Genomic DNA, 12,876 nt, shown 5'->3' with positions numbered 1-12,876 from the left:
TCCCTTACGGAATACATTTCAGAACATAAAAAACAAAACATGTTACAAGTACCATTTATTAGAGAAAACAAAGACTTAGTAATTACTCGTTTAGCAAAAAGAAATTTTGATGCTACACAAATAATTGAAGAAGTAATTACTTTTGATGAAGAACGTAAACAAATTCAAACAGAATTAGATAATACGCTTGCAGAATCCAACGCGATCTCTAAAGAAATTGGTGCTTTATATAAATCTGGTCAAGCCGAAAAAGCAAATGGTTTAAAAGCGAAAACTTCAGAATTAAAAGAAGCTTCAAAAGCATTAAGCGAGAATTTAAACGCTAAAACAGAAGCTTTAACTAACTTGTTATACAAAATTCCGAATGTACCACATGAGTCGGTACCAAAAGGAAATTCAGAAGAAGACAACGAAGAAATTCTTAAAGAAGGAGAGATTCCAACTTTACATGATGGCGCTTTACCGCATTGGGAACTTGCTAAAAAATATGACATAATCGATTTCGAGCTTGGTAACAAAATTACTGGTGCTGGATTTCCTGTTTATAAAGGTAAAGGAGCAAGATTACAACGTGCTTTAATCGCCTATTTCTTAGATAAAAATACTGACGCTGGTTATACCGAATACCAATTACCTCTTTTAGTAAACGAAGCGTCTTGTTATGGTACTGGACAATTACCAGACAAAGAAGGACAAATGTATCATGATTCTCGCGATGATTTATACTTAATTCCTACTGCTGAAGTTCCTGGAACAAACATTTTTAGAGATGTTATTTTAAACGAAAGTGAATTACCAATCGGTATTACTGGTTATACGCCTTGTTTCAGAAGAGAAGCAGGAAGCTATGGTGCACACGTAAGAGGATTAAATAGACTACACCAATTTGACAAAGTAGAAATTATTCGTGTAGAACATCCAGACAACTCTTATAATGCATTTAACGGCATGATAGAGCACGTACAAGGCATCTTAAGAGAACTTAATCTTCCATATAGAATATTAAGACTTTGTGGTGGAGATACTGGTTTTCCTTCTGCTATGACTTATGATTTTGAAGTGTTTTCTACAGCACAAGATAGATGGTTAGAAATCTCTAGTGTATCTAACTTTGAAAACTACCAAGCAAACCGTTTAAAATTACGTTTTAAGAATAGTGAAGGTAAAAATGAACTTGCACATACGCTTAACGGAAGCTCTTTAGCATTACCAAGAGTATTGGCTGGAATTCTTGAAAATTACCAAACCGAAGACGGAATTGTTATTCCAGAAGCATTAGTTCCTTACACAGGGTTTAAAATAATCAACTAAAACCGTGTTGTAAAAACGCACAAGATGTAGTAAATTCTCTCAATTTTATCGATAAAAGGTTAAAATATTGCGTTGTTTAACGAATTTATGCTTTTACGTATGGTAAATTGAAAAAAAAAACTGAATTTTATAAACCAAGTACTTAAACACTTTTTAAAACGAAAAGCTCCTACTTCTCTTCTTTTTACTGTTTAATGCATTTGTAAAAAATATAAAGGAATAATAAGAACTATATAATAATGCCCCGATCAAGTATTTGAATCATGTTAAATTGACATCGATTAATAGCACAATTATTTAGATTGGTTAATGCCTGAAATAACATTTCAGGCATTTTTTTAACCTATTATTTACAATATCTACTAGTTACATTTCTTATATTTACCCAAAGTACTTGCTATAACCTTATGAAATTTTTATATATAATTTGTTTCCTTTTTAGTTTCCATGCGTTTTCTCAAGACGAGATTTTGGCTAAAGAATACTTTAAAAACGGAGCGTTTGAAAAAGCACAAATCCTTTATAAAAAAATACACGAAAAAAATCCAGCACATTACGTTTTCCTAATACAATTAGTAAAAACGCACCAACAACTGGAGCAATTAGAGGAAGCACAAGAATTATTAGAGAATTCTATACTAAAAAACCCCGCTTTATTAGTAGAGCTTGGGTATAATTATCAATTAAAAAACGATATAGAAAACGCAAATACATATTACAACAAAGCTATTGAAAGTGTAGATATAGATGTTAGCGCAGCCTATTATGTTGCTCGTGCTTTTGAAGAACACTCCCTTTTAGATCAAGCAATTATTACCTACAAAAAAGCAATGCTACTTAAGCCAGAATATAATTTTAATGTGCAATTGGCACGAATTTATGGGGAGCAAGGCAACGTAGAAAAAATGTTTTATAGTTATGTGAATTTTATTCAGTCTAACGAAAACTATGTAAACACCATAAAACGTGCTTTTAGTGAGTTTATAAGCGAAGACAAAAACAATCCGAACAATATTATCCTAAAAAAAATCTTATTAAAAAAGATTCAAGAAACTCCAGACTTACTTTTTAATAACTTATTAAGCTGGTTGTTCCTTCAGCAAAAGGAATATTACAAAGCATTTACACAAGAAAAAGCCATTTTTAAAAGAAATCCCGAAAGCCTAAATCGAATAGAGAATGTAGCTACCATTGCAGCCAACGAAAACCAAGATGCTATTGCAATAGAAATTTTTGAATACATTGTAAAAATTGCTCAAGACCCTGAAATTACACTAAAAGCAGAAAACAACATTTTACAAATTGAAACTAAAAATGCAGCACCAAAAGACTATGCAGATTTAAACAAAAAATACACCACCTTGTTAGAAACCTATGGCAAACATCCTGGTACTATAGATTTACAAGTCGCTTATGCACATTTTTTAGCTTTTAATTTAAAAGACACAGAACAAGCAACCACCTTTTTAAAAGAAAGCTTAAAACTAAGATTAACCACATATCAAGCTTCTAAAGTAAAACTAGAACTAGCAGATATTTTAGTATTTCAAGAAAAATTCAACGAGGCTTTAATCTATTATACACAAATTCAGCGTAGCCTAAAAAACAGTACCATTTCACAAGAAGCACGTTTTAAAGTTGCTAAAACAAGTTATTATAAAGGCGATTTTAAATGGGCAGAATCCCAATTAAAAATATTAAAATCTTCCACATCACAACTTATAGCAAATGATGCTTTAGATTTAAAATTGCTAATTTCAGATAACAAATACGAAGACTCTACACAAGCCGCTTTAAAACTATATGCTAAAGCAGATTTGTTAGCTTTTCAAAATAGAACACAAGAAGCAATTAGCATACTAGACAAAATTATGGAAGCGCATAAAACCGAAACCATAATAGATCAAGCCTTATACAAACAAGCACAACTTTTTGAAAGTAAAAAACAATATCAAAAAGCTGCCGACAACTACCAACAAATAATAAAAGATTATAAAGAAGAAATTCTTGCAGACGATGCGCTTTTCTATCTCGCAAAATTATATAACGATCATTTAGCGCAACCAGAAAAAGCAAAAGAACTGTACGAAGAAATTATCTTTAACTATCAAGACAGTATTTACTTTATTGAAGCTAGAAAAAATTATAGAATGCTTCGTGGTGATGCTATAAATTGATGACTGATGACTGATGACTGATGACTGAAACATATGTCATTTCGAGCCTTCCTATTCGGCAGGCGGGCTTGTCGAGAAATCTTATTTAAAAACCAAGAATCATGGTAGCAGAAACAGAACGACTAACCTTATCTAAATTCACACTAGAAGACGCGCCCTTTTTTTTAGAACTGGTAAACACACCACATTGGCTTAAATATATTGGCGACAGAAATGTTAAATCTATAGAAGATGCTCAAAATCGTATTACCCAAAGTCATCTAAAAAGCTATAGCACCCACGGTTTTGGCTTTTATGTACTTAGGCTAAAAGAAAAAGATAACAAACCAATTGGTACTTGCGGACTTATTAAAAGGGACACTTTAGAAGATGTCGAGATTGGCTTTGCTATGCTACCAGAAAACGAAGGAAAAGGGTATGGTCACGAATCTTCTCTTGCCGTTTTAAAATTAGCCAAAGAATCCTTTAAACTTAAAAAAGTAATAGCAATAACATTACCAACAAACACAGCATCCATTAAACTAATAGAAAAATTAGGGCTATCTTATCAAAAAAGAGTAAAACCCTTTGAAGATGATAAAGAACTTCTGTTATTTGCAAAAACTTTAAATTAACACATGCAACAAGAAAAATACATATATAACGTTACAGTCAATTTTGAAGAAGAAATTCATGACGAATGGCTAATCTGGATAAAAGAACATATTCCACAAGTATTAGGAACTGGTAAATTTGAAAAAGCCACACTAACCAAAGTACTTGTAGAAGACAAAATAGAAGGACACACCTACTCTATTCAATACACCAGTTATTCTAGAGAAGCTTTAGACGCATACTATAAAGAAGACGCAGATCGACTAAGAGCAGAAGTAACTAAAAAGTTTGCAAACAAAATACTATCCTTTAGAACAGAACTTCAAATTGTAAACGAATACCATGTTACTTTTAAATAGTCTAATTTTGCAATTATAAGTATCGTACAATCTCATTTCAATAAAAACCAATTTCGTGGCATATAACCATCAAGTAAAAGCAAAAAAACATTTAGGTCAGCATTTTTTAAACGATGAAACCATCGCACAAAAAATTGCAGATTCGCTAACACTTAAAAACTACAACACCGTTTTAGAGATTGGTCCAGGAATGGGTGTGTTAACCAAGTATCTATTGAAAAAAGACGTTACCACGCATGTCATAGAAATAGATACAGAATCTGTTGAGTACCTAAAAAATAACTATCTCAATCTTGCAGATAGAGTTATAGAAAAAGATTTTTTAAAATATGATTTAAACGAGGTTTTTAAAGGCGAACCTTTTGCTATTATTGGAAACTTCCCATATAACATTTCTACCCAAATCGTTTTTAAAACAATTGAAATGCGAGACCAGATTCCAGAATTTTCCGGAATGTTTCAAAAAGAAGTAGCACAACGTATTTGCTCTAAAGAAGGATCTAAAGTCTACGGAATTCTTTCGGTATTAGCACAAGCATTTTATGATGCCGAATACTTATTTACCGTTCCTCCAGAAGTTTTCAATCCGCCACCAAGAGTAGAATCCGGAGTACTTCGACTTACAAGAAAAGAGAATTACGCGTTAGCTTGTGATGAAAAAATGCTATTCAAAGTAGTAAAAACAGCATTTCAGCAACGTAGAAAAACACTTCGTAATAGTTTAAAAACGCTACAACTATCCGATAGTTTAAGAGAAGATGTTATCTTTGGCAAACGTCCAGAACAATTAAGTGTAGAAGCCTTTATTGACCTAACCTTAAAAATTGAAAAAGACACCCAAAATCTTTAATACTTTGTAGCTTGGTAGAAGAAAAAGAAAACATACAATTTGAGCTAACCAAAGAACTCATTATACAAGTAGAGCAGCTTATCGAAAGTAACAACGATAAGGAGCTTCGTAAATTGTTAAATGAATTTCACCACGCAGATATAGCCGAAATTCTAAACGAAGTAAATCTAGAACAAGCAACCTATGTTATAAAACTTCTAGATTCAGAGACTACTTCAGATATCCTAATGGATCTGGATGAAGATATTCGTGAAAAAGTTTTAGAAAATCTTTCAGCAAAAGAAATTGCAGAAGAAATTCAAGAACTAGATACCGATGATGCTGCCGATATTATTGCCGAACTTCCTGAAGGACGGCAGCAAGAAGTAATCAATAAAATTGAAGACTTAGAGCATAAAGATGAAATCACAGAACTTTTAGCCTATGATGAGGATTCCGCTGGTGGACTCATGGCAAAAGAACTAGTAAAAGTCTATGAAACTTGGACGGTTGCAGGATGCATGCGTAGAATTCGCGGACAAGCAAAAGATGTGAGTAGAGTGCACTCCATTTACGTAGTAGATAAAACCAATAAACTTATTGGCCGTCTTTCTTTAAAAGATTTAATCACCGCAAAAAGCGAACAAAAAATAGCCGAAATCTCGAACCCAAATGTAGATTACGTATTTGTAGATGAACATGTAGAAGACGTAGCAAAAGTGATGCAAAAATACGATTTAGAGGCCATTCCTGTTGTAAACAAAGAACGAACCTTATTAGGTCGCATTACCATTGATGACATTGTAGATGTCATGAAAGAAGTAGCCGAAAAAGATTACCAACTAGCAGCAGGTATTACCAGTGATGTAGAAGCAGATGATAGCATCATGAAATTAACCATAGCAAGACTACCTTGGCTATTAATTGGTATGTTTGGTGGTTTAGGTGCCGCAAGCATCATAGAACATTTTAACCAAGACATGGGCAGTTTTATCGTGCTACTAAGTTTTGTGCCTTTAATACAAGCAACCGCAGGAAACGTAGGCGTACAATCTTCTGCAATTGTAGTGCAAGGACTAGCAAATAACAGCATAGATGGCAACATTTTAAAACGCCTTTTTAAAGAATTTATATTAGGTTTAGTAAACGGAATAGCCATTGCTATTATCGGTTTACTAATTACGCATTTTGTGTTTGGCACACCTTACAATGTCTCTATAACCATAGCAATTGCATTAATCGTCGTAATTGTAATGGCCGCTTTAATTGGTACATTTATTCCAATATTTCTAGACAAAAGAGGTATCGATCCAGCAGTTGCAACAGGACCATTTATCACCACAAGTAACGACGTTTTTGGTATTTTACTCTATTTTACAATCGCAAAACTTATACTAGGTTTTTAATTTTCATGGCGTTACCACAAGGGTCGCGCTTTCACTACTCGCTTTTTTTTGGAGAAAAACAAAAAGAGCTCAAACATGCCGTTCAATCCCTAACGCAAAACAACAAAATATCTCCCTCCCTTTTTTAAAAGGAAGGGCATTCCATTCCAAAAAAGAAACCAAAGGTAGAAGGCTAGAAAAAAGATTGTATTTTTACTTTCTAAACAAATGCATTTGTCATGAAAATCCTTCACCTAGATTCCAATCATCCCCTATTAATAGATCAGTTAAACGATTTAGGATGCACTAATCATGAAGATTATACGTCTTCCAAAGAAGACATTCTTAATAAAATACAGGAATACGATGGTTTTATAATTAGAAGTCGTTTTTCTATAGACAAACCATTTCTAGATGCTGCCACAAACCTAAAATTTATAGGTCGTGTTGGCGCAGGATTAGAAAACATAGATTGCGAATATGCAGAAAGCAAAGGCATTCATTTAATTTCGGCACCAGAAGGAAACCGAAATGCAGTAGGTGAACATAGTTTAGCCATGCTACTTAGTTTATTTAATAAACTTAATAAAGCAGATAAAGAAGTACGATCTGGAAAATGGCTACGCGAAGAAAATCGCGGTATAGAACTAGACGGAAATACTGTTGGTTTAATTGGATATGGAAACATGGGAAAAGCATTCGCTAAAAAACTTCGAGGTTTTGAAGTAGATGTTTTATGCTATGATATTAAACCCAATGTTGGAGATAAAAATGCAGAACAAGTACCATTAGAAATTCTATTTCAAGAGGCAGATGTTTTAAGTTTACACTCTCCAGAAACACCATTAACCACGAATATGGTGGACGAAAATTTTATTAATCAATTTGCTAAACCCTTCTGGTTAATAAACACAGCAAGAGGAAAAAGTGTGGTTACTGCAGATTTAGTTTCCGCATTACAATCTGGTAAAATCCTTGGAGCAGGACTCGATGTTTTAGAATACGAAAAAGCATCCTTCGAAAACTTATTTTCTTCCAACATGCCAGAAGCTTTTCAGTATTTAATACAAGCAGAAAACGTTATACTTTCTCCGCATGTTGCCGGTTGGACTAAGGAAAGTAAAGAAAAGTTAGCACAAACCATTGTAGATAAAATCAAAGATATTTTCAAGCTTAGCTAAAGTCTAGCGAAGTATAAAAATAAATTCCCTATTTTGAAGTCTCTAAAAACAAAAAAATATGCATCCTATTCTTAGAAATATTTTAGCTGTAATCCTTGGTTGGTTTGCAGGAAGCGTAGTGAATATGTCACTCGTTCAATTGGGTAATAAATTATTTCCTATAGAAGGTGTAGACCCAAATAACATGCAGGCATTGGCAGAAGTAATGCCAACATTAGATGCACAACACTTTATTTTTCCGTTTCTGGCACATGCATTAGGTACTATTATTGGAGCAATGGTTGCTGGTTTTATTGCCTTTAATCATAAAATGAAATTCGCCTTAGCTATTGGTGTTCTTTTCTTATTAGGAGGAATAGCAGTAAACTATATGTTACCAGGTCCAACTTGGTTTGCAGTTGCAGATATTGTTATAGCCTACATTCCTATGGCTTGGCTTGGTGGTAAAATAGCCATTAATAAATCGAAGCAAAATGCAGTATAAGGCGGACACACCCGAAGCGTATATAAATCAAGTACCAGAAGAAAGACAAGCGGTTCTAAAAAAATTACGCAAAACCATTAAAGATAACTTGCCAAAAGGATTTCAAGAAGCAATTACTTATGGCATGATTAGTTACGTAGTACCGCATTCTATATATCCAGATGGGTATCATTGTAATCCGAAAACACCTTTGCCTTTTATGAGTTTTGCATCCCAAAAAAATTCAGTAAATTTATATCATAGTGGTATTTATGCAAAACCAGAAATACACGATTGGTTTGTTGCCCAATACCCTAAACATTGCAAGCGCAAATTAGATATGGGAAAAAGCTGTATTCGTTTTAAAAAGACAAAAGAAATTCCTTTCGATTTAATTGCGGAACTATGCACAAAATTAACTGTAGAAGAGTGGATTGCTATTTACGAGAAAGCACTAGAGAAATAGATAATTTGGAGGTAATTGGAGAGAGATAAATTATCGTCCTGCAAGGTTATAAAAACTTTGTAGGTATTACAACATAAAAGGAATAATAACAAGATTCCCTTCTTCAAGGGAATGAAAATAATAATTTTCAATGAAAAAACGAGTTACAGGAATTGGAGGTTTGTTCTTTAAAACAAAAGACCCAAAAGCAGCTAAAGATTGGTATAAAAAACATTTAGGATTTAATACAGACGATTATGGCTGTACGTTTAAATGGAAAGATACAGAAGGTAACGATTGTACCACACAATGGAGTCCATTTGCCGAAGACAGCAAACACTTCGAACCTTCAAAAAAAGACTTTATGTTTAACTATCGTGTAGAAAATTTACACGAACTAATAGCTGCCCTTAAAGAAGAAGGAGTAACTGTTGTAGGAGAAATTGAAGAATATGAATACGGAAAATTTGGTTGGGTTTTAGATAACGACGGTAACAAAATTGAACTTTGGGAACCAATAGATAAGCCTTTTTTATAAATAAAAATAAATATAGAAGCTTTAACCCAAAATAACATTTTAAAAAGGAACACGATGAACGAAGAAAATAAAGATTTAGAAGACAAAATTAAGGATACAGAAGGTACTATAGATAGTTCTATGGATGCTATTGCTGATAAAGCAGATGATATAAAAGGAAATGCTAACGAATCACTAGATAACGCAAAAGATAAAGCAAGTGCATTAGCTGGTGAAGCTGGAGAAAAATTAGGGGATTTAGCTGAAGATGCTAAAGAAGCCTTTTCCAATGCCAAAGAGAAAGCTACAGAATTTATAGAAGGAGATGCTAAAGAAACTATAGATGCTGCCAAAGCAAAAGCAGGTGAATTAGCAGAAGACGCTAAGGAAGCTTTTACAAATGCTAAAGAAAAAGCAAACGAATTTATAGAAGGAGATGCTAAAGAAACCATAGATGCTGCCAAAGTAAAAGCGAATGAGTTAGCAGAAGATGCAAAAGAAGTGCTAGGCAATGTAGCAGAAAAAACAACAGAGTTTGCTAGTGAAGCTAGTGAAAAACTGGAAGACTTAGCAGAAGATGCTCAAGAAGTTATAGAAGAAGCTACTAAAAAAACAAAAGGTTTTTTTCAAAGACTTTTTGGGTCCAAGTAAACAATCTTCAACGAATTAAATTTAAGAAGCTAGATGAAAATCTAGCTTTTTTTCATTAAATTAGAAGGCAACTAATTAAAAAACAAAAAACTATGGCAGATGATAAAAATTTAAGCGACGACCTCGATGATATGATTGGTGATGTAAAAGAAGGAGCAAAAAAAGCAGCAGATAAAGCTGCAGACTTCGCCGATGATGCTAAAGAAAAAGCTACAGACTTTGCCGAAGATGCAAAAGAAGCAGCCAAAGACTTTGCAAATGATGCTAAAGAAGTATTAAGCGATGGAAAAAATGTTGCCATTATTGCACATATTTGGTGGATTGGATGGGTTATAGCTTTAGTGATGAATAATGGTGAAAAGAAATCGGAATATGGTTCTTTTTATATTAGACAAATGTTAGGTTTATTAATACTATCACTTGCCAGTTATGTTTTAAATTTCATTTCCCTATTTATTAGTGGAATCTTTGGCTTGGTTTTATTAGTTCTATGGATTATGAGTTTAATTGGGGCCTTAAGTGGAGAAAAGAAACCTACTCCAATTGTTGGACCCATGTTTCAAGATTGGTTTAAATCTTTATAAATTAAATAAAGCCAAAACATTCGTTTTGGCTTTATTATTAGAACGACTATTGTAATATTGCAATATTACTATTATATTAGTGTTTTAATTTAAAATTACAATTATGGGATCTACTAAATTAAACATTCATGATGCAGAAAATAATTACTTAGCTAAAGTGGCTAAAGTTTTTAGTCATCCTGCTAGAGTTGCCATTATAAAATATATTAGTAGCTCCGATTCTGGCTGTATTTGTAATGATATTGTAAAAGAAATTGGATTAGCACAGCCAACCATTTCGCAACACCTAAGCGAAATAAAAAAAATTGGCTTATTAGACCAATCTGCAAGTGGTAAAAGTTTAAGCTATTCTATTAATACAGATAAACTAAATGCGTGTAGAAGACTTATTAATGACTTTTTTGTAAAAACGCAGGTGAATGCAAGTTCTTAAAGTATACTAAATTATTTACTCTTTGTTTTAAAAATAAAGTATACCATAAATGTTTTCATTAAAGTGAATTTAAGAAATTTACTCACTCTCGGTATTTTCACCATTAGTAAACTTGCGTTCTAATTCTGCTTGAAATTCTTCCATTACAGGACGAACAGTACTTTCTGGTAAGTCGGCAATTTTGATATACATTAAACCATCTACCGCATTATTAAATAAAGGATCTACATTAAATGCTACCAGTTTGGCATTCTGTTTAATATACTTTTTAAGCAACACAGGAAGACGTAATGCACCTGGTTCTACCTCATCAATAATTTTATCAAACTTGTTTAAATCTGCTTCTGCAGCATCAAAAACAAAGTCTTTATCTGCATCTTTTAAAACGACTTTAAATTCTTTTTTAGGATGCACATATTGCGCAACGTAAGGATCGTAGTAATTCGATTTCATAAACTCTATCATTAAAGATTTTGAGAAATTTGAAAACTGATTACTAATACTTACACCACCAATTAAAAATTTATGTTCCGGATAACGTAATGTAGTATGTACAATTCCTTTCCAAAGCAAAAATAAAGGCATTGGTTTTTGTTGGTAGCTTTTAATAATGAAGGCTCTTCCCATCTCAATAGATTGGCCCATCATTTTATATAATTCTGGCTCAAATCGAAACAAGTCTTGAAGATAAAAACCATCAATACCATATTTAGCAAATATTTGAGAACCTAGCCCCATTCTGTATGCTCCTGCTAATTTATTGGTTACGTTATCCCAAAGAAACATGTGATGGTAATAGTTATCAAAATCATCTAAATCGATAGCTTCATTAGTACCTTCACCAACTTCTCTAAATGTAATTTCGCGTAAACGACCAATTTCATGAAGGATATTAGGAATTTTGTTTGCTGGCGTTAAAAAGACTTCATAATTTTTACTTTGTAACAACCTTAAATCATCTTGTCTTAAAGCTTCCACTTCTTCTATCATAGACTCCATACTTACTGGAGTTACAATACGTTTTGGCGGTTTTGCAGGCGTTTTTAAGGTATTAGAAAGATTCTCTAAAATTTTAGGTTCGTCTTCAAAAGCATGCGATAACATGTAGGTTTTCTTTCTTAAAAACTCCGAAAGACTTTCAATCGTTTCATGCTCACTTTGATCTTTTACACTAATTGGTTTCCCAATTCGAACTTTAATAGTTCTACGTTTTTGTGTTAAAACTTCGGATGGCAATTTTGCAGTTCTAAACGTATCGCTAATTTTGGATAGCTTATAAAACAATTTAGAATTTTTTGCATGAAAATAAATAGGTACTACAGGAACTTCAGCTTTTTTAATAAGCTTGATTGCTGTTTCTTCCCAAGGCTTATCTACCACCAATTTACCATCTCTATAGGTAGAAACTTCTCCTGCAGGAAACACACCAAGTGGATGTCCGTCACGTAAATGCAAAATAGAATTTTTAAAACCTGCAATACTCGACTTTACATCTTTTCTGTCCTCAAAAGGATTTACAGGCATAATATAAGGCTTCATTGGTTCAATACGATGCAGTAAGAAGTTAGCGATTATTTTAAAGTCCTTTCTTTGCTCTAACATCAACTTTAAAAGCAAAACACCATCGATACCACCAAGCGGATGGTTAGATACTGTTATATATGCGCCATCTTTTGGTAATCGTTTTAAATCTTCTTCGGGAATTTCGAATTTTATCTGGAATTCATCTAAAATAGCTTCTAAAAAAGGCAAACCTTCTAAATGCTTGTTTCTATTGTACACTCTATTTATGGTCGATATTTTCAAAACCTTCATTAAAAGCCAACCAAAGAATGTACCAAGAAAACCATACTTATCTACATGTATGGCTTTTGCTACTTCCTTTGGTGTTACTAGACTCATGTTTGTTTTATTATACTAATTAATCCTATTATTTGCTTAACAAAA

The 12,876-nt window shown here is 32.9% G+C and carries 14 protein-coding genes; 13 read left to right on the top strand and 1 reads right to left on the bottom strand.

What is annotated here, in order from left to right; all coding sequences use genetic code 11:
• The first annotated feature begins 39 nt into the window (after window positions 1-39).
• The 13 genes from serS (at window position 40) to FG167_RS06820 (ending at window position 10,929) form a co-directional block, all read left to right on the top strand.
• Complete coding sequence (gene serS, locus FG167_RS06880) at window positions 40-1,311, top strand: serine--tRNA ligase (protein ID WP_203460686.1); 1,272 nt, start codon at window positions 40-42, stop codon at window positions 1,309-1,311.
• A gap of 407 nt (window positions 1,312-1,718) precedes the next feature.
• Window positions 1,719-3,488 carry a tetratricopeptide repeat protein gene (locus tag FG167_RS06875; RefSeq protein ID WP_203460685.1) on the top strand — a complete coding sequence of 590 codons (1,770 nt, stop codon included), beginning with the start codon at window positions 1,719-1,721 and terminating at the stop codon, window positions 3,486-3,488.
• 101 nt (window positions 3,489-3,589) lie between these two features.
• Entirely contained in the window at window positions 3,590-4,102 is a 513-nt protein-coding gene (locus FG167_RS06870) for a GNAT family N-acetyltransferase (protein WP_203460684.1), read from the top strand.
• Between the two features lie 3 nt (window positions 4,103-4,105).
• Entirely contained in the window at window positions 4,106-4,441 is a 336-nt protein-coding gene (locus FG167_RS06865) for a DUF4286 family protein (protein WP_203460683.1), read from the top strand.
• A 55-nt stretch (window positions 4,442-4,496) separates the two neighbouring features.
• A complete protein-coding gene (rsmA, locus tag FG167_RS06860; RefSeq protein WP_203460682.1) occupies window positions 4,497-5,291 on the top strand; it encodes a 16S rRNA (adenine(1518)-N(6)/adenine(1519)-N(6))-dimethyltransferase RsmA in 795 nt (264 codons plus the stop codon).
• Between the two features lie 11 nt (window positions 5,292-5,302).
• Window positions 5,303-6,676, top strand: a complete 1,374-nt coding sequence (gene mgtE, locus FG167_RS06855; protein ID WP_203460681.1) for a magnesium transporter — start codon at window positions 5,303-5,305, stop codon at window positions 6,674-6,676.
• A gap of 218 nt (window positions 6,677-6,894) precedes the next feature.
• Window positions 6,895-7,836: a 2-hydroxyacid dehydrogenase gene (locus tag FG167_RS06850; RefSeq protein WP_203460680.1), complete on the top strand. Its 942-nt coding sequence runs from the start codon at window positions 6,895-6,897 to the stop codon at window positions 7,834-7,836.
• A 58-nt stretch (window positions 7,837-7,894) separates the two neighbouring features.
• Window positions 7,895-8,320 (top strand): hypothetical protein, encoded by a 426-nt coding sequence (locus tag FG167_RS06845; RefSeq protein WP_203460679.1) that lies wholly within the window; start codon window positions 7,895-7,897, stop codon window positions 8,318-8,320.
• Window positions 8,310-8,765 carry a DUF1801 domain-containing protein gene (locus FG167_RS06840; RefSeq protein WP_203460678.1) on the top strand — a complete coding sequence of 152 codons (456 nt, stop codon included), beginning with the start codon at window positions 8,310-8,312 and terminating at the stop codon, window positions 8,763-8,765. The genes FG167_RS06845 and FG167_RS06840 overlap by 11 nt, the downstream gene beginning before the upstream one ends.
• 130 nt (window positions 8,766-8,895) lie before the next feature.
• The gene (locus tag FG167_RS06835) at window positions 8,896-9,282 is read left to right on the top strand and encodes a VOC family protein (protein WP_203460677.1); all 387 of its coding nucleotides are present in this window, start codon (window positions 8,896-8,898) and stop codon (window positions 9,280-9,282) included.
• A gap of 54 nt (window positions 9,283-9,336) precedes the next feature.
• Window positions 9,337-9,912, top strand: a complete 576-nt coding sequence (locus FG167_RS06830; RefSeq protein ID WP_203460676.1) for a hypothetical protein — start codon at window positions 9,337-9,339, stop codon at window positions 9,910-9,912.
• 92 nt (window positions 9,913-10,004) lie between these two features.
• On the top strand, window positions 10,005-10,496 hold the full coding sequence (locus tag FG167_RS06825) for a DUF4870 domain-containing protein (RefSeq protein ID WP_203460675.1): 492 nt from the start codon (window positions 10,005-10,007) through the stop codon (window positions 10,494-10,496).
• A 103-nt stretch (window positions 10,497-10,599) separates the two neighbouring features.
• A complete protein-coding gene (locus FG167_RS06820) occupies window positions 10,600-10,929 on the top strand; it encodes a helix-turn-helix transcriptional regulator (protein WP_055443905.1) in 330 nt (109 codons plus the stop codon).
• Between the two features lie 78 nt (window positions 10,930-11,007).
• On the opposite strand, the gene FG167_RS06815 is transcribed toward FG167_RS06820, so the two are convergent.
• Window positions 11,008-12,831 (bottom strand): lysophospholipid acyltransferase family protein, encoded by a 1,824-nt coding sequence (locus FG167_RS06815; protein ID WP_203460674.1) that lies wholly within the window; start codon window positions 12,829-12,831, stop codon window positions 11,008-11,010.
• Window positions 12,832-12,876 lie beyond the last annotated feature (45 nt).

Origin of the sequence: Lacinutrix sp. WUR7, from assembly GCF_016864015.1 — a bacterium.
Classification (GTDB): Bacteria; Bacteroidota; Bacteroidia; order Flavobacteriales; family Flavobacteriaceae; genus Oceanihabitans.
The sequence above is the reverse complement of the archived record's forward strand: the minus strand, read 5'-3'. Positions and strand labels throughout refer to the sequence as shown.